This window comes from Ideonella azotifigens, from assembly GCF_021043325.1.
In the GTDB taxonomy this organism is placed as follows: domain Bacteria; phylum Pseudomonadota; class Gammaproteobacteria; order Burkholderiales; family Burkholderiaceae_C; genus Ideonella; species Ideonella azotifigens.
Genome location: NZ_JAJNKD010000019.1, coordinates 105183 through 131470, shown reverse-complemented (window position 1 = coordinate 131470; position 26288 = coordinate 105183). Strand labels below are relative to the sequence as shown.

The window sequence follows — 26288 nt, the reverse complement described above, 5'->3', positions numbered from 1 at the left end:
AGAGATGCCTGAATCCAACGAACTGCCGCGCGTGGCCAGTGTGGCCGGCACCGACAGTGGCGGCGGCGCAGGCCTCGCCGCAGACCAGCGCGCCGCCGATGCGTTCGGCGTGCACCTGTGCCCGGTCGTCGCCGCCGTCACCGCGCAGAACAGCCGGGCCGTCACGCATGTCGAGCCCATGCCACCCGCGCTGCTGCAAGCTCAACTGGACGCGCTCGCCGCGGACCTGCCGCCGCGCGTGCTGAAGACCGGCCTGCTGGGCAGCGCCGCGAACGCCCGCATCGTCGCCCGCTGGGTCGACCAGCAGCGCCGCCACGGCCCGCTGGCGCTGGTCGTCGACCCGGTGTTGCGCGCCACCACCGGCGCCACGTTTGCGGACGCCGAGTTGCTGGCCGTCTACCGCGAAGAACTGCTGCCCCGCGCAACCCTCGTCACGCCCAACCAGCGCGAAGCCAGCGTGCTGCTGGGCACCGAAGGCGGCATACCCAATCAAGCCACAACGCTGCGCCGCCTCGGCGCCGAAGCCGTGCTGATCACCGGCGGCGACGCAGCCGACCCACAGCTCGCGCTCGACTGGCTGGACGCCCCGCATGCCCAAGGCTGGCTCAGCCTGCCGCGCATCGCCACAAGGCACACGCACGGCACCGGCTGCACGCTGGCCAGCGCCGCCGCAGCAGCATTGGCCCACGGCTTCACCAACGCAGACGCCGCCGTGCTCGCCAAGCAGCTCACCGCCCACGCGCTGCGCCAGGCCACCCCGCAAGGCCAGGGCGCGGGTCCGGTGCGGGCGATGCACGGCTGGAGCGGCCATTCCACGAAACGCCCGTTACCGCGCCTGCACATCGGCAACGAAGCACCAGAAGCCTGGTCCGCACCGGCCCGTTCCAGCATCTTGCGTGAAGGCCTCTACGGCATTGCCGACAGCGCCGAGCGCATCGCGCAATTGCTGGGCGCCGGCCTGCGCCAACTGCAACTGCGCATCAAGCGCCCACCCAGCCTTGCCGGCACCGAAGCCGAACGCTGGCAGTCCAACTACCAACGAGAACTGCGCCAGTCCCTCGCCGCCTGCGACGCCGCCGGCGCCATCCTCTGGGTCAACGACCACTGGCAACTCGCCCTCGCCACCGGCGCCCAAGCCCTGCACCTCGGCCAGGAAGACCTGCTCGCGCTGAGCGAACCGGAACGCCGGCAACTCCGCCAGGCCCAGGCGAGCGGCATCGGCCTGGGCCTGTCCAGCCACAGTCCCTGGGAACTCGCCCGCGCCGCCGCATGGACCCCCGACTACATCGCCTGCGGCCCCGTCTGGCCGACGACGACCAAGGACATGCCGTGGCGCCCGCAAGGGCTGGACAACCTGGCATGGTGGGTGGTCAATTCGCCAGCGCCGGTGGTGGCGATTGGCGGGGTGCTGACGCCCGAACAGGCTGGTGCCGCCAAGGCGGCGGGCGCACACAGCGTCTGCGTCGTCAGGGGCTGGGGGCCGGAGCCGAGCGCAACGATGCCGGCATGGTTGGCGGCACTGACCGCACAGGCGCCCGCCCACGCGGAACGCCCGGACTGGCCGCATGCCACGCTGTCGCCAGCCAGCGCATGACCGCAATCTCGGCTTGCGACTACGATCACCCCTTCAACACAGAACAATTGGAACGAACATGGCCGACCTGGAACTGCTCCGTAAATTCACCTCCCAAAAAATGCCCGTCCGCCTCCTGGCCGCCGAAGAGTTCAAAGGCGCTCAGGCTTTGGCAGCCCTGGGCTACATCAAGCTCGCAATGCCGCCGGTGAATTCAGGGCGAGGCGCCTATGGGAAGCAGGATGCTGCGCTGGTGCTGGCGATCACACCGACGGGGAAGCGGGCGATTGCGGGCTGAGGTGCGCTGATTCTTGAGCTCAGCGCAGGGCGCGGATCGCCAGAAACGTCCATGAGGTCACATGAACAAGACGCCTCGTTTCACCGCGGTGTTCGCGGTACTTTTGGCGCTGAACGCTCCGGTTGGCGCATGGGCCAAAGTCAGCGTCTCGGTCATCCTCTGCTTTGAACCGAACGTTCGCGTCATCTCGCCCGGTGCAGCAGGGCACCTCGACCGCTTCGCAGAACGTTCAAGAGCCACTGGGGAACCTGTGGGCCTGTTCGCCACTACCGTTGGCGATGCAGACCTTGAGGTCCCAGCGGCCAGCGCAGCTCGAATCGATGACCTGGTGGCCGCGCTCGTCGGGCGAGGCATCAGGTTTCCTGCCACCCATGCCGACCGCATCGAAGCCTCTGCAAGCGACATGGGCTGCCCCGCACATCAACTCGCAATTGAGCTTGAGGCGCTGTTTCCTCACGACGGTTATCGATAGATTCAGGCTGTATTGAAGTTGCCCTCAGGCGGAAGGCGGGGACGGCGCCGCAACAGACACGCGCAAGGGATCTCTCGATAAGACTTGGGCAAGCTGACACAGGACCCATGGACCATGAGGTACTGAATTCACACATCTCACAGCCCGCGCTGTTGCATGAGTTACCTTCTACGTGCGGGCGGCCGCATCGATAGGTTCGCAGAACACCGCCGCTCATGACCCTGAACGCCCTGCCGCCGGCTTCAATCCGCCCGGCCACCCTCGCCGACTCCCAAGCCGTCTTCGAAGCCCACCAGGATTCGGTGCTGACGCTCTGCGCCGGTGCCTACACGCCACTGCAGATGCAGACCTGGTTCGAGGGCCGGACGCATCAGGTCCATTGGCCGGCGATTCAGGCGGGGCAGATCCTTGTTGCCGAGCGCGAGGGACGGGTGTTGGGCTTTGCGGGCTTTGTGCCGGGCGAGGTCACGCTGCTGTTCGTTCGGCCGGAAGCCGCGGGCTCCGGGCTGGGTGGGCAGTTGTTCCGGCTGGCCATGGCACAGGCCGAGATCGGCCACGACGGACCGCTCACCGTGGTCGCCACCCGCAACTCGCAGGGCTTCTACGAGCGGCACGGATTCGTGGCGAAAGAAGCTTCGTTTTTTGTTCGCGGTGCCGCCGAGCTGCGCTATGAAGTGGTGAACATGCAGCGCGCCGAGCGCTGAGGGGGCTTTACTGGCGCCGCAGCTTCAACCGCCACCCTTGCCCGCATCCCCCAGCAACAACGCCTGGCTGTAGCGCAGGAAACCGTCCAAATGATTCTGGATGATGCTCACGGTGATGGGCAGTTGCAGGGCCTGGTAATCGTGCACGGCGATGTTGCGGAAGCCGACCATGCGCTTGAGTTCATCGGCCAGTGGCGCTTCGATCCAGCCGCCTTGCGCCAGCAGCGCGAACACGTCGCGGGCGCTTTGAGGCACCCCAAGGCGCTCGCGGCGGACCATGTGCTGGCCCATGTCCAGTGCGGCTTCGCAGGCGCGCTGGATGTTCAGGATGGCTGCGTCCTGGCGGGTGAAGTTGGTGGCGAAGCTGGCCGGGTCGGCGGCGTATTCCTCGCGAGCGCGGCGCACGCAGCGCTCGATCGCGGCGGCCTTGTTGATCAGCACGTCATCGGCCATACACGGTTCCCTCTGCCTGGATGTCTGCCAGCAGGCCGGCGCGCGCCTGGTCCAACTCGGTCTTCTCGCTCAGGATCGCCGCTTCGTAGAGGGCGGCCTGTGCGTCCAGCGCCCACCAGCGCTGCCCGGTGGTGATGACCTGGTACTGCATAACGGTAGAGGCTGCGCGCAGGTCCAGCAGGTCGACCGGGCAGCCGCTCAGGTCTGCCAGGTCGCCGGCCAGTTCCCACAGGACCAGCGGTTCGACCTGGCCTGCCACCAGCACCGCCATGTCGAGATCGCTTTGCGGCCCTGCCGTGCCCTGGGCGCGACTGCCAAAGACGTACACGGCCAGGAGCCCAGGCAAACGGTCTCGCAGGGTTGACACCAGGGCCTCGCGGGGCAGGGGCAGCGGAATTTGAGAGGCAGCCAACATGGTTCGCGTTGCGTGTGATGCCGGTAAGGGCGTTGTCCACTCGGGTCAGGCAGCATTGTCGACCCATCAGGCACAAGCAATGGCCTCACCCCGGCCCCAACGCCCCACTCAAGTCCCCCATCGCCGGAAAACCATTCGCCTTCAGCCCCTGGTCGCGCTCGACCACGCCGGGCAGCGGGTCCAGGCCCCAGCGGCGGGTGATGAAGCGCAGGATGGAGGCGGTGTCGTACTGGGTCTTGTCGACGAAGCCTTTGCGAGCGAGCGGGGAGACGATGAGCGCCGGGATGCGGGTGCCGGGGCCCCAGCGGTCGCCCTTGGGCACGCGGGCGTGGTCCCAGAAGCCGCCGTTTTCGTCGTAGGTGACGACGATGAGCATGTGCGGCCACTGCGGGCTTTGCTGGAGCCGTGCGATGACTTCGGCGATGTGGGCGTCGCCGTCGGCGACGTTGGCGTAGCCGGCGTGCTGGTTGAGGTTGCCCTGCGGCTTGTAGAAGGTCACGTGCGGCAGTTGGCCAGCGGCGGCATCAGCCAGGAAGCGGCTGTCGAAATCGCGCAGGTGCTCGGCGCGGTAGGCGGCGTGCCGCTGCGGATCCATCGTGGCGTAGTAGTTGAAGGGCTGGTGGTGCGGCTGGAACTGCGCGGTGCCGCCGTAGATCTGCGTGCGCGCCTCGGGCGTGCCGGCGCTGGTCGCCGCCCAGGCGCCGCCGTACCAGGCCCAGGAGACGCCCTTGGCGTCCAGCCGGTCGCCGATGGTGGCAAGGGTCTGCGCCGGCAGCGTGGTGGGCTTGGCGGGGTCGGCATACAGCGCATCGCCGCCGATCACCGGCGGGTTGCCGCTGGGCTGGTAGGCGGGCTGCATGGTGTTGACGCTGTAGGCCACGCCGTCTGCGCCGCGGGTCAGCGTGGCGTCGCGCAGGTGGCGCGGCGGGCCGGCGAGCACGCTGGCGGGCATGTCGGCCGCAGGCTTCAGGCGCAGGAAGCGGCCTTGCGCGTCGGTCTCGATCTCGCTGATCGAATCCTTGGCCGGTGATTGATCCACATTGGGGTAGACCGGCACGCAGGCGCAGATCAGGTACTGGTGGTTCAGGTAGGAGCCGCCGAAGGCGCCCATGAAGAAGTTGTCGGCCAGCACGTACTGCTGCGCCAGCGACCAGAGCTTCATGCGGCTGCCGTCGTAGTAGCCCAGGCTGAGGCCGCCGGCATCGGAGTAGGCGGCGAAGCGGTCGTTGTGGCCGTCCAGCCCGATCTGCATCTGGTTGTTGTAGAAGCGGTGCACCAAGTCGCGCGTGATGACGCTTTGCGGCACGACGATGCCGGTGCCGTTGAGGCCTTCTGGCGCGTCGATGCGGAACGGCGCGTTGGGCATGCCGGTGCTTTGCGCCTGTGTGAGCGTGACGGGCTGGCCACCGGCGGTGAGGCCTCGCCAGGTGGGCGGCAGCACCGGCAGCACGCTGCCGTCGAAGTCCTTCTGCGGGACGTAGCTGCCGACGGCGCTGGGGTTCACGCCGGGGATGCCGTTGGCGCCGGGGAACAGGCCGTAGAGCGTGTCGAAGCCGCGGTTCTCGGCGTAGATCACGACGACGGTGTCGATGGCATTGACGGCGGCGTCCGTTGGCGAGGGGCTTGGCGAGCCGGCGCAGGCCGAGAGCAGCAGCAAGGGGATGAGCAGCGCAGGTCTGGTGGTCATGTCGGTCTTGGGGCGGTCTTGGGTATGGTGGCCCGCAGCCTAGCCCCCAAGGGCGATGGTCGCAAGCAGGCTCGCTAACATCCCTGGTTCATGACACGCCCTTCGCTTGCACTGTTGCTGGCCTTGCTGCTCGGCGCAATCACGCTGTCGCTGCGGCTGGCTGCCGCGCCCGCGGCCAGCGCCACGCCCTACGGCCGCAAGCTGGACGTGCCGGCGCTCACCGAGATCGGCCGCGCGCTGTTCTTCGACCCCAGCCTCTCCGCTTCGGGCCGGGTCGCCTGCGCCAGCTGCCACGACCCGCGCTTCGCCTTCGGCCCGCCCAACGACCTGGCGGTGCAACTGGCCGGACGCGACGGCAGGATGCCCGGCCTGCGCGCCGGGCCTTCGCTGCGCTACCTGCAGACGCTGCCGCCCTTCAGCGAGCACTTCTTCGACAACGACGGCGACGACAGCGTGGACGCCGGCCCCACCGGCGGCCACACATGGGACGGCCGCGCCAGCTCGGGCCGCGAGCAGGCTCGGCTGCCGCTGCTGTCGCCGCTGGAGATGGCCAATGCCTCGGCGGCCGAGGTGGCAGCCAAGCTGCGGCACGGTGCGCAGGCGGCGCGGCTGAAGCAGGTTTTTGGCGAGGAAGCGATGGCCGACGACGCCCGCGCTTTCGACGCCGCGCTGCTGGCGCTGGAGGTCTTCCAGCAGTCGCCGGCCGAGTTCTATCCGTACAGCAGCCGGTATGACGAAGTGCTGCGCGGCAAGGCCCAGCTGACGGCGCAGGAGGCCCGTGGCCTCGCGCTGTTCAACGACCCGGCCAAGGGCAATTGCGCGGCCTGCCACCTGAGCCAGAAGACCCCCGACGGCGCCTTCCCGTTGTTCACCGACTTCGGCCTGATCGCACTCGGCGTGCCACGCAACCGCACGCTGCCGGCCAACGCCGACCCGCGCTTCTTCGACCTCGGCCTGTGCGGCCCGCTGCGCACCGACTTCCAGGACCGCCCGGCCTACTGCGGCCTGTTCCGCACGCCCTCGCTGCGCAACGTGGCGCTGCGCCGCAGCTTCTTCCACAACGGCCAGTTCCACACACTGGACGAAGTGCTTCGCTTCTACGCCCGGCGGGACACGCACCCGGCCGAGTTTTACCCACCGGGGCAGAAGTTCGACGACCTGCCGCCAGCCTTTCACGGCAACGTCAACACCGAGCCGCCATTCGACCGCCATGTGGGCGACAAACCGGCGCTGGACGACGCCGAGATCGCCGCCATCGTCGCCTTCCTGCAGACGCTGACCGACGCCGACCTGCGGCGCTGAGCCCCCCTTCTGGGGGATCTCGCCCGGTCGCAACTACGGCGCTTACCTGATGTGAGCGGCGCGGACGAACTCCTATCGTGCAGCTGTGCCTGATGCATCGGCACCTCGCCGGCACCGTCCGCGCAAGGCACACACATCGGCCTCATCAACAGGGGCCTTGCACAGAAACCCAAGGAGAGAACCATCATGAACATCATTCACCTGCAACGTACCAAGCGCCTGGCCAAGGCTGCCAGCTTCGGCCTCATCGTCTTCGCCGCGAGCGCGCAAGCCAGCACGCACCTCGACCTCACGATCGATGCACATGCCCACTGCATCGAAGCCGGAGGCGGCACGTACAACGTTTTCCCGCGCATCGCCCTGCCCATTGGTACCTGGAGCATGACGGTGTTGTCGAGCACGGTGGACCTCTGCCCGACCATTGGCTACTGCCCGCAACCCGAGGTCAACCTGAGCTTGTTCGGCAGCGACTTCCAATACGAGAAGGCCATGGTCGCCAAGCCGAATGTCAAGAAGACGATCGAGGTCACCGCCCCCAACGACAGCGTGTGGGGCTACATCACGGACGAATTCTGTTCGGACAACAGCGGCACCACCGTCGTGCGTTTCACGAAGAAGTAAAGGGGACACTGCGCTGTGGGCCTGGCTCGCCGGCCGGCCCCAGCGGCACCCACACGCAGAACGCGCTGCCTCGCCCCACGCGCGAGGCCACGCGCAAGCGAAAGCCGCTTTGCTCGCACAGCGTGCGCACGATGAACAGGCCCAGGCCGTGGCCTTCGGCCGCGGCGGCCGTGCCTTGCTGGAAGGGCTGTTGCAGCAGTTGCAGCTGGTCCGGCCGCAAACCGGGCCCGGTGTCCAGCACCTGCAGCTCGACCCCGCCTGCGCGCCGGCGCACGCCCACCAGCACCCGCCCACGCGGTGTGTAGCGCACGGCATTGCCGACCAGGTTGTGCAGCACCCGGGCCAGCAGCAGCGACGAGGCGCGCACCTCGACCTGGGTGTCGACCACCCTCAGCGCCAGGCCCTTGGCCGCCGCCGCACCGGCGTGCGCCCGCGCCACCTGGGTGATGCAGTCGCCGAGCGAGACGCGGTCGTCGTGCGCACGGTGTTCATTGCGTGCCTCGGCCAGCATGTCGCGCAGCAAGGTTTGGGCATAGGCGATGGTGCGCTCCAGGTGGTGGGCCACCGGCTCCTGGCCTTGCGGCAGCTGCAGCGCAGCCAGCGCCATCCGCAGCGAGGCCAGCGGTTGCGACAGGTCGTGGCCGGCACCGGCCAGCAGCAGCGTATTGCGCTCGGCCCGGGCATGGGCGGCCAGCCGGGCCGACTCGGCCTCGATCAGGCCTTGTGCGTCCTGCAGCTGCTGCTCGCGCGCCGCTGCCTGGCGCTGCTGCATGCGGCGCACGCGCCAGACCATGGCCGCACCAAGACATGCCGTTTCCAGCATGTAGCCGATCTCCGGCAGCACCAGGAAGTCGAAGCTCGGCCACGGGTTGTGGCCGGCGGCAAAGGGCACGAAGAGCACGATCGTGAACAACACGTAGCTCGCGGTGCCGGCGGTGTAGAGCCTGGCGTCTGCCGCTGCGCTGCGCAGGCTGCGCCAGCTCACCGCGAACGCCAGCGCGGCATAGGCAAGCGCCAACACCCCGGCACCGGCCGCCGCGGCCTCCCCCCGCTGCAGCAGCAGGTTCAGGCCCAGCAGCGCCAGCAGCAGCAGGTGCAGGCGGTACACCGGCGGCCAGCGCTCGCGCAGGTCCAGGAACTGGGTGGCGAACCAGGCATGGGTGCACAGCACCAGGGAAACCGCCAGCACGGTGATGCCCTGGTTGAACATCGGCGCCTGGGGCCACAGGTAGGCAAAGGCGTCGCCACGGATCTGCACCAGCCCGGCGCCGTGCACCACCACCAGCGCGGCATAGGCCCAGTTGACCGGCGTCCTGGCGAGCACGCGGGTCATCACCGCCAGCAGCAGCGAGGCCAGCATCAGGCCCCACTGCATGCCGCTGAACATGTCGCCCAGCGCATTGCGGGCACGCCAGCCGGCGCCGTCGTCCAGCCGCGGATACAGCCGGCCGTCCAGGTGAATGCGGTAGTCCAGCTCGATGAGGTGGCGGCCTGGCGCGAGAGACAGCGGCACCGCGATGCGCGGGCTGGGCAGCAGACGCTCGGCATACGCCGAGTCCGCCCGCAAGGCCTGCAGCAGCAGCGGCGGACCTGTCATGCTGCCGTCTGATGCCACGGCCTGCTGGCGCACCGCCAGCGACAGTGCGTCCGGCACGCGAAGGTCCAGCACGCGCTGAAGCACACCGGGGCCGGCCCAGGACAGCTCGATGCGCAGGTGTCGCAGGCCGTCCGCCGCGGGCCTCTCGCTCATGCAGGGCTGGATGTCCGGACTGGCCTCGTTCGCAAGCAGCACACAAGGCGCCGCCCACGCGGGCATCGCCGCCGCGCCAATCAGCAGCAGGCTGGCGATAATCCGCCGGATCGCTCCGGTCGTCACGCCGTCAGGACAGTTCATTGCCAACCCAAGCTCCGGTCGCCGTCAAAGTGCTGCTCGCAGACGATCACGCGCTGTTCCGTGAAGGCCTCAAGCTGCTGTTCACCAGGGATGCCGGTTTCCAGGTGGTGGGCGAGGCGCAGGACCTGCTCGGACTGAGGGACCTGCTCCGCCTGACGCAACCGGACCTGCTGCTGATCGACTATCACATGCCAGGCGGCGACAGCTCGGCGGTGGTGAACCACCTCAAGCACACGCAACCCGGGCTGCGCATTGTGTTCCTGACCGGCAGCAGCGCCGGCAGGGTGCTCAAGCAACTGGCCGACGCCCAGGCCGATGGCGTGCTGCTGAAGGACAGCAGCGCGGCAGACCTGCTCGCCAACCTGCGCGCCGTGATGCAAGGGCAGCGGGTGATCCCCGCCGCAGTGGCCGCGCTGATGGCGCCGGGCGAAGGCCTGCTGACCCGCCGCGAGATGCAGGTCGTCAAGCTGATTGGCGACGGCCTGAGCAATGCCGAGATGGGCGAGCTGCTGTCGCTGTCGCCCAAGACGGTGGACAAGCACCGCGAGAACCTGATGCGCAAGCTGGAGGTCAACAGCGTGGCCCAGCTGGTGCTGAAAGCGCATGCACTGGGCTGGCTGACCAGCTGAGAAGCTGCGAATGCGCCGGGCGGGGCTCGGGGCTCGGGGCCGGGCGCTCGGCGGCCCATTGCGGTGACCCGGCCGCCCACCCGGAGCGCCGAAGCGGACACGGCAGCACTCGCGCAGTGCCTGCGGAGCGCCATCTATGATGACCGTGCGGCCGCCACCCAAGTTCTCGGCGAAGCCTCTTTCGGCAGCCTCGTGCTGGCGGTGGCGTCTTCGCGCCGCGGGGTACCCCCGCGGTTGATGGTTTGCCTGGTACTTTCGGGGCGTGAGCGGAGTGGCTGTTTGCCAATCAGCTCACGCATCACCCGCAGGTTGGGTGGTTGGCCGCTTCTTCTGCGAAAGACCTGCCATGAACCCCGTCCTGAAGTTGGCGCCGCTGGGCTTTCCCTGGCCGACCTTCGATCCCTTCCTGTTCTGCGTCTACCACGACGACGCGTACCCCAAGGCCAACGGCCGCTACGGCCCCGCCGCTTCGCTGGCCGGCCACTCGCTGGGGCAGGACTTCCACAATGCCGACGGCTGGCGCATGTACCACGGCCAGGGCGTGCCTGGCTTCCCGCCGCACCCGCACCGCGGCTTCGAGACGGTGACCATCGTGCGCCGCGGCTGGATCGACCATGCGGACTCGCTGGGCGCGGCAGCGCGCTACGGCCAGGGCGACGTGCAGTGGCTCACCGCTGGCAAGGGCATCGTGCATGGCGAGATGTTTCCGCTGCTGGACACCGAGGCGCCCAACCCGCTGGAGCTGTTCCAGATCTGGCTGAACCTGCCGGCCCGCAGCAAGATGGCCGACCCGCACTTCACGATGTTCTGGTCAAAGGACATTCCACACCTCGTCGTGCCCAGCGGCCCCAACGGCGCACGGGCCGAGGTGACCTGCATCGCCGGCCGCCTGGCCGAGCTGCCCGCCGAGCCGCTGGCACCACCGCCGCATTCCTGGGCCTCGGCGGATGACAGCGACGTGGCGATCTGGACCGTGCAGCTGGACCCCGGCGCGGCATGGACGCTGCCGGCGGCCAACGGGCCGGACACACGGCGCCAGCTCTACTTCTTCGCAGGTGACAAGGTCACGGTGGCCGGGCAGCCGATGGCAGGTCATGCCGCCATCGAGCTGCACGCCGGCAGCGCCGTCGAGCTGGTCAACCAGGGCAGCGCCAAGGCCGAATTCCTGCTGCTGCAAGGCAAGCCCATCGGCGAGCCGGTGGCGCAATACGGCCCGTTCGTGATGAACACCGAGGCGGAGATCCGCCAGGCTTTTGCCGACTACCAGCGCACCCAGTTCGGCGGTTGGCCCTGGCCCGAAGCCGAGCTGGTGCACGGGCCGGAGGCGGCGCGCTTTGCCAAGCGCGGCGACGAGGTCGAGCGCCCGTAGGCCAGGCCCGCGTCTCGCGTCGCCGATGACCAGCGTTCGTCGCTTCACCGCGCTGGCCATGGCGCGCGCGATGATGGCCGGTCCGCCGCGGGTGGACGGGCTGGCCGCGCGCCTGCAGGCCTGCCTGGGGCGCAAGGCGGCCTGGTACCGCTCCTTGGCCGAGCGCGTGGCACAGCTGCCTGGCGAGCATTGGCGCGCTGCCACACCGCAGGCCCTGAACCGGCTGGCCGACCTGGTGGAGGCGGACGACAGCTTCGAAGCCGCCTGGCTCGCGCACGAGCGGCCGCAGGTGCGCCACTACTTCCTGGAACTGCCAGGTGGCATGCAGCCGCGGCCGCTGGGCCTGGACGAACTCGAACTGCCGGATTGGCCCGACGTGCCGGCGCTGAGCCGCTGGCTGGGCATTCCGGCCGCCGGCCTGTGGCGGTTGACGCTGGCGCGCGAACGCCAGCGCAAGCAGCCGCTGGGCCAGCAGCACTACCGCAGCCAGCTGCTGCCCAAGCGCAGCGGTGGCTTCCGGCTGCTGGAAGTGCCCGAGCCTTACCTGATGGCCTTGCAGCGCAAGCTGCTGGACGCCGTGCTGAACCGGGTCCCTCCGCATGAGGCCGCCTGCGGCTACACGCCGGGCCGCTCGGTGCTGGACCATGCACGCGCGCATGCCGGCCAGGCCGTGGTGCTGAAGTTCGACCTGCAGGACTTCTTCGCCTCGGTGCGCCACTCTCGCGTGCATGCGCTGTTCGCAACGCTGGGCTACCCGGCCGCGGTCGCCCGCGCGCTGGCCGCGCTGTGCACCGTGGCCACGCCGGAGCCAGTCTTGCACCGCCGGCACCAGGCCGGCTCGCTGAGCTGGCCGCAGCTGCAGCGCCTGCGCGACGCGCACCTGCCGCAAGGCGCGCCCACCTCGGCCGCGCTGGCCAACCTCTGCGCCTTCCGGCTGGACCTGCGGCTGGACGGCCTGGCCTTTGCACTGGGCGCGCGCTACACGCGGTATGCGGACGACCTGGTGATCTCCGGCGGCGCGGAACTGGGAGGGTTGGCCGAGCGGGTGGAACGCTGGGTCGGCCGCATCGCGCTGGAAGAAGGCCTGGCGCTGAACCACCGCAAGACGCGTTGCCAGACGGCCGGGCGCCGGCAGTCGGTCTGCAGCATCGTGGTGAACCAGCGGCCCAACCTGCCGCGCGACGAATTCGACCGGCTCAAGGCCGTGTTGCACCAGTGCGTGACGGCCGGGCCTGCGGCGCAGAACCGCGAAGGCCATGCCGACTGGCGCGGCCACCTGCAAGGCCGCGTGGCCTGGGCGGCACAGCTCAACCCGGCCAAGGCCGCGAAGCTGCAAGGCCTGCTGGCGCAGATCGACTGGGCGCGCTGAGTCAGCGAACCAGCCTCAGAACACCAGTTCTTCCGCCGGCACCGCGTGGTTCTTGCGGCCTGGATATTCCAGCCAGCGCATCGCAATGTTCAGCTCGCGGATCACCATCGCCGCCTCGATCACGCTGCCATCTTCCAGCGTCATCGAGTCGGTGGTGTGCGCGTCCGACACCAGCGTGAGGTCGTAGCCATGGTCCAGCGCGGCGTAGGCGGTGGCACGGATGCACCAGTTGCTGGACGCGCCGGCCAGCACGATGTGCGTGGCGCCCAGCCGCGCGAGCTCGCCGTCCAGCGGCGTGTCCTCGAAGGCCGAGTTCCACTGCTTGTGGATGCGCGTCTCGCCTTGCGCAGGCGCCAGACCCGGCGCCCATTGCCAGTCCGCCGAGTCCCGTGGCATTTCCTGGTTGTGATGCTGCACCCACAGCACCGGCGCCCCCGCCGCGCGGGCGCGCTCGACCGCGCGCTGCACCTGCGCCACCACCGGCACCGGCTGCCAAGCGTTCCGCACCACACCGACCTGAACGTCCACCACCAGCAAGATCGAACGACTGCCTTCGCGTACCGTGGCCATGACCTGTCTCCTAGGGCAACACTTTCACCTTGAGGTTCCTGAAATGCGTTTCGCTGCCGGGGTCGTGACCCTGCAGCGCGAAGGTGCCGCTGGCCAGTAGGCGCTGCTCCAGGCCTTCGGGCCGCGGCGGGTTGGCTTCCTCGGTGTAGTCGACGATGCGCTCGCCATTGATGCGGGTGACCACGTGCTTGCCTTCGACGCGGATGCTCATCGTCAGCCATTGGCCGTCGGGCACCGGTACCTTGGAGTAGTCGACGATGCCCCACAGCCCTCCCGTGCGGCTGGGGTCGCTGTGCGAGTTGTTGACCTGCACTTCGTAGCCCTTGTCCGGCCAGCCCTTCTCCTGCCACTGGGTGTGGAAGTAGACGCCGGAGTTGGCTTTCGGATACGTCTTCAGGTCGACGCGCAGCTCGAAGTTCCTGAAGTCGTGGTTGGCCACCGGGCCGAGGTAGAACAGGTGTGAGCGCGGGCCGTGCACGACGATCTCGCCATCCTTCACGCTGAAGGTGCCGGGCGCGTCGCTGGCACGCCAGTTGTCCAGGCTCTTGCCGTCGAACAGCAGTTGCCAACCTTCTGCCTGCTCGGTGGGACTGAGGGTGTTCACTTCGGCTCCAAACACGGTGGCCGCCTGTGCAAGCAGCAGGCCGGCGATCAAGGTCAGTTTGTTCATGCGCATCTTCGGTTCAAACAGGGCGGATGCCGACGATCTTCAGCACCTCGGCCGGCGGGCCGTCGAAGGTTTCGGAAGGCGTGTTGCCGACAAAGCCCAGGTCTTTCATGCCTTGCGGGCTGGTGTAGAAACCGCCGGCCGTGAGGTCGCGAAAGCGGGCGAAAAACCGGGCCGGCCTGGCAAAGCGCGGGCTGGTCTTGGCGGCCACGCTGCAGATGTCGTCGCACACGGCGTGCTGCTGCTCAGCGCTTGTTTCGGCAAACGGTTTGCGAAAGCGACGGCCGGCTTCGGCGTCCATCCAGGCCAGGCCTTGCACGATCAGCGCCTTGTCCTTCACATGGTCCGGGTAAGGCGCGCTGACCCATTCGTCGATGAACTGGTGCACCTGCAGCTCGGCCGCACTGGGCGAGTGTTCGTCTGCCGGGATGATGACCGCGCACAGCACCTCGGCGCAGCGCCGCTGGCGCTCGCTGAAGCTGAGCGGCCACAGCTCGCCGGCGCGGTAGGTCTTGACCAGGTTCGGGTCGGTGCCGTAGCCGGTGGGCCGCGGCTTGGGCACGGCCGCACCGGTGGGCGACCAGGCCGGCAAGGTGGCCGCGGCCAGCATCCATTGCAGCGATTCGCGTCTTTGCATGGTCATCACAGCTCCTTGCGGCGCAAGCGCTCGACGATGTGGTCCGCCGCACGCCAGGCCAGCGCCATGATGGTCAGCGTGGGGTTTTTGTCGGCGTTGGAAGCAAACGGCGCGCCGTCGGTGATGAACAGGTTCTTCACGTCCCAGGTCTGGCAGAAGGCGTTGGTGACCGAGCGCTGCGGGTCGCTGCCCATGATGGCGCCGCCCACCTCGTGGATGATGGAACCGCCCGCCGCGATGGCCTTGCGGCCGTCCAGTTCGGCCTTGCCCTGCACCTTGCCACCCATGGCCTCGATGATCTCGGCGAAGGTCTTCTGCATGTGCGCGGCCTGGCGCGTCTCGTGGTCCGACCATTGCCAGTGGAAGCGCAGCACCGGAATGCCCCACTTGTCCTTCACCGCCGGGTCGATCTCGCAGTAGGACTGCTCGTTGGGGATCATCTCGCCCCGGCCGGAGAAGTAGGCGAACGAGCCGTAGTAGCGCCGCGCGTCGGCCTTGAGCTGCCGGCCGTAAGTGCCGCCGTTGAGCCACTCCAGCTCCGCCGCAGTGCCCATGGACGGCATGCGCCGGCCGGTGCCCAGCTCGATGTGATAACCCCGCGCAAAATTCATCTGGCCCTTGGCCTGCTGCTGGTACAGCCACCAGGGGGCATAGAGGTGCGAGCCGCCAGCGCCGTCCTCGTTGTGCGGCGGCAGGTTTTCCAGCAGCGGGATCTGGCCGCCCAGGTCGCTGCCCACGGTGTCCATCACGTAGCGGCCCAGCTTGCCGCTGCTGTTGGCCACGCCATGCAGGAACTGCGCGGACTTGGAGTTCAGCAGGATGCGCACCGACTCGCAGGCGCTGGCTGCCAGCACCACGACGCGGCCCGTCACCAGTTCGTGCTGGCCATTGGTCTTGTCGACAAAGCGCACGCCGGTGGCCTTGCCAGCCTTGTCGGTCACCACCTCGTAGGCCATCGCATTGCAGACGATGTCCAGCGCGCCGCTGGCCAGCGCCGGCGGCAGATGCACCGCGGTGGACTGGTAGGTCGCACGGATGGAGCAACCACGGCTGCAGGGCGTGGCCCAGAAGCAAGCGGCCCGGGCCTGCATGTCCTGCGCAATGATGCGCTGGGCGCGCTCGTTGCCCGGGTGCAGCTTGGCGGGAATCGTCTTGTGGTCCAGCGGCCGGGTGAGCACTGCACGGTGGATGGGCACCACCGGCACACCCAGCGTGGCACCGCGCTGCTGCACCAGCCGCTCGCCCACGCGGGCGGCCGGCGGCGGCAGCAGGCAGCCGTCCGGCGAATCAGGCGTGTTCTCCAGCCCCTCGTTGGAGCCGTAGACGCCGATCAGCATCTCGACCTTGTCGTAATACGGCGCCAGGTCCTCATAGCCAATCGGCCAGTCGAAGCCCAGGCCGTCGCGCGAATGCGGCTTGAAGTCGTACGGCCCGTTGCGCAGCGCGATGCGGCCCCAGTGGTTGGTGCGCCCGCCCAGCATGCGAGCCCGCCACCACTCGAACTGCCGGCCATCTTCCTTGGAGGCCCTGGTGTACGGTTCGCCCGGCACCGCCCAGCCGCCGTCGATGGTGGCGTCGTAAAAGCCGAAGGGCTTGTCCGGCGTGCCGGCGCCGCGCAAGGGCGCGTCGGCATAGGTCTGGAACATCGGCGTCTCCGCCGCGATGTCGTAGTTCCGGCCGGCCTCCAGCATCAACACCTTCACGCCTTCCATCGCGAGGGTGTAAGCCGTCTGCCCGCCACCGGCCCCCGAACCAACCACGATCACGTCGTAGTCCTTCTGCAGGGTGCGAGGGGTCACGAATGGCAAGAAAGTCCTCCTTGGCTGGCGCGTGGCGAGCGGTGGGTGGCGGCCGGCTTGTGGCCGTCAACCTCATGGTCGCACAACGACGCGCCACAAAATGGCCGAGGTCTCGCCCGTCGCATGTACGGACTTGCAGACATGCTTCCAGCCGTTGGACGCCAACTCGTCCCGATCAACCTGGCGCAGGACCGTACGGTGCCGCCCGTTGCCCCGCACCATGCGCCCAATACTTGTCCCCGAACGACCAGTGCCACCACTCGTACGGGTAGTTCACGAAGCCCTGGGACTGCATGGCGTCGACCAGACAGCGACGCAGTGCCCGTGCAGCTTCGGGAATGTCCTCGGCGCCGGTGAAGCACCGGTTCTCGCTCACCTCGGGAGAGGCGTCGTAGGCGGTGCCCATGTCCAGCTCACGGCCAGAAGCGTCGGCCAGGGTCACGTCGACCGCGCCGCCGGTCACGTGGGTCGCACAGTCCGGCGGGGCGATGAAGCGGGCGGCGAGCAGGCGCAGCGCGGCAGCATCCATCTCGGGATGCAGGCCACGCAACTTGGCCAAGTAGCGGTCGAAGTAGCGGTGCTGAATGGCCAGCGGGCGGTAGGCCTCCTTGACCAGCAGTCGCGTCCCTGCCGGCAGAGACGCGGCCACCGCCGCCAGGCGCTGCGCCGCACCAGCGCGAAGCCGAAAGTCCGGCACGTAGCCCAGGTGGGCCACGTTCTGCGGCGACTCGTCCAGCAGCAGCGCGCCGCCGGCCTCGGCCACCAGCGGGACCAGCGGCTCTCCGTTGTCCTGTACCGGCAGTTTCTGGATGCAGTCGTCGGCGACGGTCGGAAACATGTGAGATGGAAAGTTCAAGACATTTCGGAACCGGGCAGCCGCAATCGAAGGGTTCGGCCTTCTTCCGCATTCATCAATTTGATCTGATGCCGACGAAACACAGCCGTCCAAATCGATTCGCCCATCGCATCCAAAGGGGACTGAACGAGGTAGCACGTGACGCCCTCCGGCGTTGCCACGATCTCGATCACCTGCCCCGAGCTTCCACGCTGGACGCGATCCAAAAGATCGTACGGTGGATGTAGCACCTGCACTTCATCGCCGACACGCGGCAGACGCCAGCAGCCGAAGCAGAGGGCCAAGGCTTGATCACCGCGACCAATGGCGCGAGCCAGCTCCTTCAGCCACGAAGGCCCCTCCGGTGCATCCGTGCTGTAGCGGAACGAGCGATCGCAACGTGGGCAGTAGGCGTAGGCCATGGCTGGATCATCCGCGGCGGAACGACCGCACCAGCTGCAGCTCGCCGATCTTGCGCATCGGCACGACAAAGGTCTCTCTTCGTTCGGCGCCGGTGTTTTCGTCGAAGACCAGCGTGACGCGGCCGGTGATGATGGGTTGCTGGCGGGTGGACTCGTCGAAGTGGTAGCCCTGGTCGCCGAAGTTGCCCCAGTAGTTGACGTAGACGTGATAAACGCCGGGCACCGGCGCGGTGACCGAGAACATCTCTGGGCCGGCGCCGTCCACGCTGTCCACGTCCAGGCCGCCACCGGTGGCGAGGATGGGATTGCCGAAAAAGGCGTGGCCGCCATCGGGGGTGAGCACGTGCAGGTCCAGCTCGGCGTGCGGATCGTCCCAGGCCAGGATGATGCGGACCTGGGCCTTGGTCTTCAGCGGGTTGGCGTCGTAGAACTGCACGCGCTGCTGGGTCTTGCCGTCGGTGCCGCGCAGCGAGATGGTGTTGCTGCCTGGGCCGAAGGCATAGGGGCGCGCAAAGCGGCCTTCCTGGTCGCTGTAGAGCGGCATGGCGTTGCCGTTGACGACCAGCGTGGGCGGATGGCGCTGGGTCTTGTCAAACGCCTTGAGCTGGCCTTCGATCAGCGTGCGGCCGCGCTGGCCGCCGCGGTCGATCAGGTTGTTCGGGTAGGCGTAGCCGACCGTGTCGCCGTTGTCGAGCAGGCCGCTGTGGGTCCAGCCGCCGGCGGGGTGCTGGATGTCGCGGTCGGCTGCGATCGCGGACACACCGGCGGCCAGCAGCAAGGCAATCAGGACGGCACGCATCACGGGATCACGAAGGAACGGATCAGGGTCAGCTCGCCGGGCTTGCGCATCGGTACGCGGAAGGTTTGCTGCTTCTCGCTGGGCGTGCCTTCGTTTTCGATGACTGCGACCTGGGCCACGGTGATCACGTCGCGCTGTTCGCCGGCGCCGAAGTAGTTGACGTAGACGTGATAGACCCCGGGCACCGGTGCGCGGCTGGCGTAGATCTCGGGTCCGAAGCCTGTCGTGACGTCCACGTCCAGCGCACCGCCGTTGGCCACCACGCGCTCGCCGTACCAGGCGTGCTGGCCATCGGGCGAGACGACGTGCAGGTCCAGGTCGGTCTGGTCGGTGTCCCAGCTCAGCACCACGCGCAGCTTGACCGGCGCGCGGCCGGGATTGGCCTCGATGAATTGCACGCGCTTCTCGGTGCCGCCCGGCCCGCGCACGCTCACGCCATGCGAGCCGGCGCCAAACGACCAGGGCCGGGCGTATTGCCCGTCTTCGCCCACGCTCAGCGGCAGCGCCACGCCGTCCACCACCAGCCGAGCGACGCTGCGGCCATCTTTCGGCCTCGCCGCGATCTCATTGCCGATGCGGCCGGCGATCAAAGCAGTGCTGCTGCGGCCTGCGGTGTTGACGTTGGAGGCCGGGTAGTGGACCTCCTGAACGAAGTCCTGCCCGGTGCTGTCGCTGGCACGCCAGCCGCCGCGTGGCGTGTCGATGCCGGGCGACTGCTGGGCTTGCGCGGTGCAAGCCAGGAGGGAAGACAACAGGAGGAAAAGGTGGCGGGGCATCAAAGGTTCCTCAAACGTCGGCCAGCTGCTGGGCCAGGCGCTCGATGTAGGTTTCATCCTGGCCGCGCGGATGGCGGCGGAAGGCCAGGTGCAGGTATTCGTGGATCAGCGTGACGCGGCCTTCTCGGCTCTGCCATTCGCGCAGGAAGATGCGGCCACGGCGCGGGTCGGCATGCGGCACGCCCTGGCCCAGCTCGCAGACTTGCGGCAGCGCGTCCGGCGGCTCGTAGCCGGCTTCGGCGCGCAGCACGCGGCCCCAGCGCGCCGAGCGTTCGCCCAGCCAGGCGGCGGCCAGCGGCAGCGGCGCGCAGTCGCTGTCGTCATGCCAGCCGGCGAGCACGGCTGCGGGATAGGCATTGCGCAGCAAGGCCTCGAAGCTGTTGCCGGCGCGGCTGGCGGCGACGGCCTCGCGCCAGCCCATCAGCTGCGGCGCGGCGCCGTCGCTGCGGTAATGCACCGGCGCGCCGTCCAGCACCAGGCCGGCGGTGAAAGCGGCTGCAGCACGTGCGGCGTCGGAGGGCGGGCGCGGGCTGACACGCTGGGCGCGGCTGTCGTCGGCCACCTGCAGGCAGCCGCCAGGCGTGGCGGCGTTCTGCCGCAGCCAGCTGCGCGCGGCGACGGCCAGCGCACGCGCGGCGGCAGTCTCGCGGGCGTCGCCTTCACGGTCCACCACGCGGGCCACGTAGTCCTCCAGCGGCAGGCGGGCCTGCAGTTGCGGGCCGGCCCCCAGCAGCAGCTCGGGCTGGCCGGGAATTTCCAGCGACTGGCCGTTGGCGAAGCGCAGGGCGTAGCGGGCACCGGCCGTCAGCGGGCCGGGTGCCGCGGGCTGGCCTTGGCGCTTGACGCTGGCCAGCGGGTAGCGGGCGAAAAGGCGCACGTCCACGCAGGGCTGGGCCTGTAGCGCAACGGCCTCGGGCGCCCCTTCCAGCTGGCCGCTGGCCTGCCAGGCTTCGGCGAGCCGGCCGGCCTCACGCGCCAGCACCTTCTGGCCGGTGCCGGGCGCGCCCAGCCAGAACGGTGCCCCATCCGCCAGCCAGCCGGCGGCACCGCCCCAGCGCTCCTGTTGACCGTCAAACCATGACCAGGTCTTGAAGCGCGGCGAGCTGCCCACCGCAGCCAGCAGCGCCGGCTCGCGCAAGGTGTTGGGCAGCAGCGCCTCGCGGGCGGCGACGCGGCCGGCGGCAGGCACGTGCTGCAGCGCATCCAGCAGGCGCTCGGGCGGCACCGTGGTGGCGGGCTGCAGCGCAGGCAGCGAGAGCAGCCAGGCCGGCGCGTCCAGTTCAGACCAGAAACGGCGCCAGTTCGCGTCCGTCAGCCCCAGGCGTCGCGGCGCGAAGTAGGCGCCGCAGGAACGCTGCAGCGCGGCGTCGCGGCCGATGCTTTCGCCGGGGTCGCAGCAGTACTCGTCGCCGGCCTCGCGCTGCGCGCGTTCGCAGCGGTAAACCGGCTCCTGCGCACCGATTGAAATGAGGTAGCTGTAGACAAACAGCTTCCAGGTACTTCCCAACGGCACGGTGGCGGGCAGCGGTGCGTTGCTGCGCAGCTCGCCGCCTGGCACGCGCCAGGCCAGCACCGTGGAAGGAGGCGCCGCACACGCACAAGCGGCCGTCATCGCAAGCACGCCGCCCGCGATGGTCTGCCAGTGCCGTTGCGCCGCCATCGCCTTGCCCTACTTGACCTCGACCGCCGCCCAGGCGTTGCCGGCCTCCACCGCCTTGGCCTCCGGCTCGTACATGCGGTAGTAGCGGGCCGGCGGCAGCACGAAGCGGCCGCGCTGCGAGAAGCGCAGCAGGTGGCGGTAGACCTGCGATTCGTCCGCGCCCAGCTGCTCGACCGGCACGGCATAGCCCTGGGCCGTGGGCTGGTGGATGGCACGTTCCAGCGGCTGGACCTTGCCGTCTGCACTGGCCAGATCCAGGCCCCAGGTGGTGGCCTCCACCGCGGCGCCCGGCGGCAGCGCCACGTCCAGCACGCCCCAGCGCAGCGAACCATTGCCGGCGCTGCGCTTGACGGTCAGCACGTCCAGGTACAGCGTGTTGGTGTCCAGCGTGCTGCCGGGTTTGACGGCTTCGAGCTTGACGTCCATGCGGCCGTCGTCCACCACCGGCTCGGGCGCGACGCCCGAGGCGGCAGCGGCCGGTGCCGGCTTGGCCTTGGCCTGTGGCACGACGCGGAACAGCTGGCGCGTGATGCCGACCGGCAGCGGCGCGGCCTTGCCGCTGTCCAGGCTGTCGAAGGCGACAAAGGCGAACTTCGCGGCGCCCGTCGCCGCCACGGTGGGTGGGCGGATGGCGCCGGCCGGCAGCGTCCACTGCGGCTGGCCCACGCTGCCCTGGCTGGCGACCCACGGGGCCGGCAAGGCACCGGCATCGGCCCGCACGTCCGGCTGGCCACCCAGCGCCTTGTGCAGCCAGATCAGCGCCTGCGCGCGGTCGAAGGTGGGCTGTTCGCCACGCACCTGGGCCAGCAGCGCGCCGGCCTGGGCCGCGCCGCCCTTCCTGGCCAGCACCAGCAGGCTTTGCACGAAGGGGGACGGCGACGGCGCAAGGCGCGTCGCCGCGGCGTCTGCCTCGGCGCGCTGCGGCGCGGTGGCGCGGCTGCCGGCGGTTTGCACCGCTAGCAGCAGCGCCAGGTCGCGCGTGCCGCCGGCTTCTTCGCTCATGACCACGCTGCCGCGGCGCGCGGCACTTGCGACAGCATTCGCGGCGTCCGCCTTGCCATCGGTGGCCGTCATCAGCTCGTCCAGCAATGCGTCCACCATGCTGTTGACGGGCAAGCCGATCTCCTGCATCCAGCTCAAGGCCAGCGCGCGCTGCAGCGGCGGCTGCTTGGCACCGTCCTTGGCGTAGACGTCCAGCAGGCGCTGCCAGTGTTCGGCCGGCAGCGTGGTGCGCAGGGCTTGCGTGGCGCGCCAGTCGGCGTAATAGGCGTAGGCGGTCAGGAAGGCGTCGGGCGCCATGCCGCGGCCCCACCAGCCGAACTTGGCCTCGGGGCCGGCCATTTGCGCCAGCGACAGCCGGGCAGTGGCCAGGCGCTGCGTGAGCATGGGCGCCAGCGGCTGCTGCGCTGCGGACAGCGATTGCAGCGCGATGCTCAGCGGCAGCATGCGGCTGGCCGTCTGCTCCACGCAGCCGTACGGGTACTCGACCAGCTCGTCCATCCAGCGGCTGAAGGCGCCGGCGGCCGGGTCGGTGGCCAGGGTCACGCGCAGGTTGCGCGCGTCCGGCGGCAGCTGCAGCGCGGCCGGGCCCGCGGCCAGGTCCAGCACCAGCTCGCGCGGGCTGGTCCAGCCCATGGGCAGGCGCTTGACGGCTTGCGCCAGCGTGTCCACCACCTTGCCGCCGGCCTTCACGGTGATGGTCAGGTCGGCCGCGCCGTATTGCTCGGCATTCAGCGGCAGGTTGACGAAGTTGGCACCCGGCTGCAGCGTAACGCTGCCTTGCTGGGCCACGCCAGCGCCTTGCGCCGACCACTCGACCGCCTGCGCGCTGCTGCCCTGGTTGAACAGCGCCAGGCTGGCCTGCGCCTTGTCGCCCACGCGCTGCCAGTCCGGGCTGGTCCACTTGGCGTAGAACGGCTTGTCGCTGCGCACCCAGGCGGTCTGCTGGCCAACCAGGCCGCTTGCGGACATCGCGCGGCCGGTGAAGCGCCAGCGGGTCAGCGAGTCCGGCATCTTGAAGCTGAAGCGGGTCTTGCCGCTGGCGTCGGTGTGCAGCCGGGGTTCCCAGGCCGCCGTGTCGATGTTGTCGCGGCGCGGGCGCTCCAGCACCTTGATGGCGCGCTGCGGCTCGGCGCGGCGGCCAGGCAGCTCGCCCAGGGCGCGCGTGGCCAGGTCGTAGCCGATGAAGCTCAAGGAGACGCTGGTGCGCACGTTGTTGCGGCGGGGGTGGAAATAGAAGTCCTCGATGCTGGGCGCGATCTCGGGCTGCAGCACGTAGATCATCTCGTCCACCACACCCACCGCCACCTCGGCCTCGACCGGCTGGCCGGCGACCGTGGTGGAGACTTCGACGTTCACCGTTTCACCCGGCTGGTAGACCGGCTTGTCGGTCTTGAAGGCCAGCGCCACCTTGGGCTGCACCACCGCCAGGCCCTGGTTCTGGAACACGCTGTCGCCGTTCTTGGCGTAGGCCACCGAGACGGTGATGTTCGGGCTCATCGTCTCCTTCACCGCGACCTTCAGCTTCCACTGCGTGGGGCCCAGGCGCTGGGTGCTGAAGCCTTCGCCGCCTTGCGTCAGCAGCGCGGCGGCTTCCACGCGCTCGCGCTCCAGCGTCAGCAGCGCCTGGTCCACAGTCTCGGGGAAGGTGACCAGCGCTTCGGCGGTGTCGCCGGGCGCATAGCGCAGCTTGTCGAAGACGATGCTGATGCTGCCGGCCGGCGCCTTCAGGCCCTCGCCGGCGACGAAGTGCGGGCTGGCGGCGACGATGCGCTGGTTCGCGTCGCGCAGCGTCACGGTGTAGGAGCCGGGCTTGGGGAAGTTCAGGGCCACGCTGCCGCCCGCTGCGGTGCCCGCAGCATCCAGCTTGCCGCTGGCCTTCTGGCGGTCTTCCAGGCGCAGCCATTCCCATTGCGTGGGTGCGACCGGGGCCACGTCGCTCGCGCGGCGGCTGGGGCTCCAGCGGAATGCCGTGTTCTGCCCCGGCGTGGAGAACTGGCGCTCGGCCTGCAGCAGCCAGCCGGCGCTGCCACGTTCGACCAGCAGCTCGCGGGTGCTGCGCACGCGGTAGGCGGCGCCGTCCGTGGCCAGCACCGTCAGCGTGTAGCGGCTGGGCAGCTCGGCGGCGGGCAGCGAGAACTTGGCCTTGCCGCTGCCGTCGGTTTCCAGCTCGGTCTGGCTGAGCTTGAGCGGGAAGGCGCCGCTGTAGTCCAGCTCGCCTTCGACCATGCTCAGCGCCTGCGCGCGGGCGCTGAGCGAGAGGTGGGCGCTGGCAACGGGCTTGCCGTCCGGGTAGGCGAGCTGGATCACGCCGCTGACCGGCTGGCCGGTGGCGAAGTCGGCCTTGTCGGGCACCCACTGGATCTCGAAGTGCGGCTTCTGGTAGTCCGCCACGCGGAAGGCTGCGGTGTAGCTGTCGCCGCGCAGCGTCATCAGCAGCTCGTAGCCACCGGCTGCGGCGTTGTCAGGCAGCTGGAAGCGGCCGTCGGCCCCGGTCTTGCCGTTGAAGGCCAGCGTCTGGGTGGCGACGACCTGGCCGGCCGGGTCGCGCACGGTCAAGGCGATGTCGCCGTCGGCCACGGGCACCGAGTCGCGTGCGTTCTTGAACTCGCGGCCGGTGACCTTGAGCAGGACCTGGTCGCCAGGGCGGTAGAGCGGGCGGTCGGTGGTGGCGTAGACCTTGGCGTTGTAGATCTCGCTGTCGTAGTAGAAGTTTTCGGAGATGAAGACGCCGCCGCTCGGGTCCTGGCCGAACGCATAGGTCTGCTCCGGCGCGCTGCGCGCCATGCGCAGCAGGCCTTGCGCGTCCGTCTTGCCGGACTGCAGCACGCCCACGCCGTCGGTCCACACGACCTGCGTGCCGGGCACCGCCTGGCCGGCCTGGCGCTGCGTGGCCCAGACCAGCATCTGCTCGCCCGAGACCTTGGTCAGCGCCAGCGTGTCGCTGACGAACAGCAGCGTGGTGGCGCGGTGCTGGCCGGCCATGGCTTCGACCAGGTACAGGCCGGGCTTCTGCGGCCCCAGCGGGATGAACACATTGCCCTGGCTGGGCGCGATGAACTCGCTGCTGCTGCCGGCCAGCTTCAAATCCTTCGGCGGTTGGATGGGCTTGGCCAGCTGCACCGGGTAGCGAAAGCGCGTGGCGACGGGCAGGCCGGGCAGCGGCTTGAACTGCGGCGGCTCCTCGAAGTTGGACGGGCGGGTCAGCGTGGGCGAGGTCTTCAGCGCGGGCGCCTGCTGCGTCACCGCGCGGCGGGCGTTGCCGGAGAACAGCTTCTGCCAGGCCAGCCGGGCCTTGACGACCCAGCTGTCCCACAGGTGCGTGAGCGTGTTGGCCAGGCCTTCGCCGGCTGGCTTGTTGTCGACCTGGATGCGGTGCAGGTTGCGCTGCTTCTGCAGGAAGGCCAGCGGCTCCGGCACGCGGTACAGCACCACGTCCACGCCGCCGCTGGTGGCCAGGCTCTCGGGCGAGTTGATCTCCAGCCGCACCTGGGCCGGCTCGGTGCTGCCGAAGGTCGCGTCGGACAGCAGGAAAAACGGCTCGCCAACAAACGGGCTGTGAAAGTTCGGCAGCGGCGGCTCGTCGGCCGCGGGGCTGAGCGCCGGCGTGGCCAAAAAGCTGGCGAAGGCAACGAACGCCAGAACGCGACGAAGGGCGGCAAAGGGAGCGAGGCTCATGCGATGAAAGCCAGCCGGTAAAGGCCGACGAAATTCGGGTTGTCGCTGGCCGGGCGCCAGCGGGTGTCGTTCCAGGCCATCAGCTGCGACGGGCGCAGCGCGCGCAGGCCGTTGTCGTGCGCGTCGTGGCGGCCGGTGTGGTACGCGATGTAGCGGCCCATCCAGACCATCAGGTGCTGGTCGTCGCCAAAGTCATAGAACAGCAGGTCAGCCGCCTGGGCTTGCGCCAGCTGGCGGCCGATGAAGCGCGTGTTGCCCTGCACCAGCTCCAGCGCCGAGACAAAGGCGCCCTGGCTGCCGTCGGCCCGGCGCCACTGGTTGCGCAGCGGCGCGGTGAGCTGCGGGTCCAGGTCCGGCGGCAGGCGCTGGCCCATCAAGCCCATGGCCTGGCGCCAGGCCAGGTCATGCGGGCGCAGCGCCTCGGCCACTGCGAAGCGCACCAGGCCGGCGCAGTCGCGGTGCGTCCAGCGCGGCGTGGGGCCTTGCTCGACCTGGGCGTGGATCAGCACGGTGATCCAGTCGCGCAGCACGCGGGACTGGGCGGCGTCCAGCGGCGGCGCGGCATCGGCCGCCAGGCTGGCCGGCACATGGCTGGTCAGCACACCTGCCAGGCCGGCGCCGCAGAGCTGGCGGCGGGTGGGCGAGAACGTGTTGCGCATC

General features: G+C 69.4%; 24 protein-coding genes. 9 read left to right on the top strand and 15 right to left on the bottom strand.

Annotated elements, in window-relative coordinates:
- Nucleotides 1-4: 4 nt before the first annotated feature.
- The 4 genes from thiD (at nt 5) to LRH25_RS27715 (ending at nt 3047) form a co-directional block, all read left to right on the top strand.
- On the top strand, nt 5-1594 hold the full coding sequence (gene thiD / locus LRH25_RS27730; protein WP_231012933.1) for a bifunctional hydroxymethylpyrimidine kinase/phosphomethylpyrimidine kinase: 1590 nt from the start codon (nt 5-7) through the stop codon (nt 1592-1594).
- A 58-nt stretch (nt 1595-1652) separates the two neighbouring features.
- On the top strand, nt 1653-1871 hold the full coding sequence (locus LRH25_RS27725; protein WP_141290118.1) for a hypothetical protein: 219 nt from the start codon (nt 1653-1655) through the stop codon (nt 1869-1871).
- Nucleotides 1872-1932: 61 nt separating this feature from the next.
- Nucleotides 1933-2343, top strand: coding sequence for a hypothetical protein (locus LRH25_RS27720; RefSeq protein ID WP_141290117.1), 411 nt, complete (start codon nt 1933-1935; stop codon nt 2341-2343).
- Nucleotides 2344-2558: 215 nt separating this feature from the next.
- A complete protein-coding gene (locus LRH25_RS27715) occupies nt 2559-3047 on the top strand; it encodes a GNAT family N-acetyltransferase (protein WP_141290116.1) in 489 nt (162 codons plus the stop codon).
- A gap of 24 nt (nt 3048-3071) precedes the next feature.
- On the opposite strand, the gene hepT is transcribed toward LRH25_RS27715, so the two are convergent.
- From hepT to acpA, 3 genes are all read right to left on the bottom strand, one after another.
- Complete coding sequence (gene hepT / locus LRH25_RS27710) at nt 3072-3500, bottom strand: type VII toxin-antitoxin system HepT family RNase toxin (RefSeq protein ID WP_141290115.1); 429 nt, start codon at nt 3498-3500, stop codon at nt 3072-3074.
- On the bottom strand, nt 3490-3885 hold the full coding sequence (gene mntA / locus LRH25_RS27705) for a type VII toxin-antitoxin system MntA family adenylyltransferase antitoxin (RefSeq protein ID WP_141290120.1): 396 nt from the start codon (nt 3883-3885) through the stop codon (nt 3490-3492). Before mntA ends, hepT begins: the two co-directional genes overlap by 11 nt.
- 115 nt (nt 3886-4000) lie before the next feature.
- Nucleotides 4001-5602, bottom strand: a complete 1602-nt coding sequence (acpA, locus tag LRH25_RS27700; RefSeq protein WP_231012932.1) for an acid phosphatase — start codon at nt 5600-5602, stop codon at nt 4001-4003.
- Nucleotides 5603-5692: 90 nt separating this feature from the next.
- On the opposite strand from acpA, the gene LRH25_RS27695 reads away from it, so the two are divergent.
- Nucleotides 5693-6904: a cytochrome-c peroxidase gene (locus LRH25_RS27695; RefSeq protein WP_231012931.1), complete on the top strand. Its 1212-nt coding sequence runs from the start codon at nt 5693-5695 to the stop codon at nt 6902-6904.
- A gap of 186 nt (nt 6905-7090) precedes the next feature.
- Nucleotides 7091-7525, top strand: coding sequence for a hypothetical protein (locus LRH25_RS27690; protein WP_141291858.1), 435 nt, complete (start codon nt 7091-7093; stop codon nt 7523-7525).
- Here the strand turns inward: LRH25_RS27690 and LRH25_RS27685 are convergent.
- On the bottom strand, nt 7512-9275 hold the full coding sequence (locus tag LRH25_RS27685; RefSeq protein ID WP_231012930.1) for a sensor histidine kinase: 1764 nt from the start codon (nt 9273-9275) through the stop codon (nt 7512-7514). The genes LRH25_RS27690 and LRH25_RS27685 overlap by 14 nt on opposite strands.
- Nucleotides 9276-9418: 143 nt before the next feature.
- On the opposite strand from LRH25_RS27685, the gene LRH25_RS27680 reads away from it, so the two are divergent.
- The 3 genes from LRH25_RS27680 (at nt 9419) to LRH25_RS27670 (ending at nt 12786) form a co-directional block, all read left to right on the top strand.
- Nucleotides 9419-10048 carry a response regulator gene (locus tag LRH25_RS27680; protein ID WP_141290574.1) on the top strand — a complete coding sequence of 210 codons (630 nt, stop codon included), beginning with the start codon at nt 9419-9421 and terminating at the stop codon, nt 10046-10048.
- Nucleotides 10049-10394: 346 nt separating this feature from the next.
- Entirely contained in the window at nt 10395-11417 is a 1023-nt protein-coding gene (locus tag LRH25_RS27675; protein ID WP_141290572.1) for a pirin family protein, read from the top strand.
- 25 nt (nt 11418-11442) lie between these two features.
- Nucleotides 11443-12786, top strand: a complete 1344-nt coding sequence (locus LRH25_RS27670; protein ID WP_231012929.1) for a reverse transcriptase family protein — start codon at nt 11443-11445, stop codon at nt 12784-12786.
- A gap of 15 nt (nt 12787-12801) precedes the next feature.
- Here LRH25_RS27670 and LRH25_RS27665 read toward each other — a convergent pair whose 3' ends face one another.
- From LRH25_RS27665 to LRH25_RS27615, 11 genes are all read right to left on the bottom strand, one after another.
- Nucleotides 12802-13356, bottom strand: a complete 555-nt coding sequence (locus tag LRH25_RS27665) for a cysteine hydrolase family protein (RefSeq protein WP_141288493.1) — start codon at nt 13354-13356, stop codon at nt 12802-12804.
- A 10-nt stretch (nt 13357-13366) separates the two neighbouring features.
- A complete protein-coding gene (locus tag LRH25_RS27660; protein ID WP_211361426.1) occupies nt 13367-14026 on the bottom strand; it encodes a 3-keto-disaccharide hydrolase in 660 nt (219 codons plus the stop codon).
- Between the two features lie 13 nt (nt 14027-14039).
- A complete protein-coding gene (locus tag LRH25_RS27655) occupies nt 14040-14666 on the bottom strand; it encodes a gluconate 2-dehydrogenase subunit 3 family protein (RefSeq protein WP_211361425.1) in 627 nt (208 codons plus the stop codon).
- Nucleotides 14666-16459 (bottom strand): GMC family oxidoreductase, encoded by a 1794-nt coding sequence (locus LRH25_RS27650; protein ID WP_231012940.1) that lies wholly within the window; start codon nt 16457-16459, stop codon nt 14666-14668. Before LRH25_RS27650 ends, LRH25_RS27655 begins: the two co-directional genes overlap by 1 nt.
- 175 nt (nt 16460-16634) lie before the next feature.
- Nucleotides 16635-17297, bottom strand: a complete 663-nt coding sequence (locus LRH25_RS27645; protein WP_141288490.1) for a M15 family metallopeptidase — start codon at nt 17295-17297, stop codon at nt 16635-16637.
- 14 nt (nt 17298-17311) lie between these two features.
- Nucleotides 17312-17716: a hypothetical protein gene (locus LRH25_RS27640; protein ID WP_141288489.1), complete on the bottom strand. Its 405-nt coding sequence runs from the start codon at nt 17714-17716 to the stop codon at nt 17312-17314.
- Between the two features lie 7 nt (nt 17717-17723).
- Entirely contained in the window at nt 17724-18515 is a 792-nt protein-coding gene (locus LRH25_RS27635) for a YfaP family protein (protein ID WP_141288488.1), read from the bottom strand.
- Nucleotides 18515-19291 carry a YfaP family protein gene (locus LRH25_RS27630; RefSeq protein ID WP_231012928.1) on the bottom strand — a complete coding sequence of 259 codons (777 nt, stop codon included), beginning with the start codon at nt 19289-19291 and terminating at the stop codon, nt 18515-18517. Before LRH25_RS27630 ends, LRH25_RS27635 begins: the two co-directional genes overlap by 1 nt.
- 10 nt (nt 19292-19301) lie before the next feature.
- Nucleotides 19302-20951 (bottom strand): DUF2300 domain-containing protein, encoded by a 1650-nt coding sequence (locus tag LRH25_RS27625; RefSeq protein WP_231012927.1) that lies wholly within the window; start codon nt 20949-20951, stop codon nt 19302-19304.
- A 9-nt stretch (nt 20952-20960) separates the two neighbouring features.
- Entirely contained in the window at nt 20961-25628 is a 4668-nt protein-coding gene (locus LRH25_RS27620; RefSeq protein WP_231012926.1) for an alpha-2-macroglobulin family protein, read from the bottom strand.
- Nucleotides 25625-26287, bottom strand: coding sequence for a DUF1175 family protein (locus tag LRH25_RS27615; RefSeq protein ID WP_231012925.1), 663 nt, complete (start codon nt 26285-26287; stop codon nt 25625-25627). The genes LRH25_RS27620 and LRH25_RS27615 overlap by 4 nt, the downstream gene beginning before the upstream one ends.
- Nucleotide 26288 lies beyond the last annotated feature (1 nt).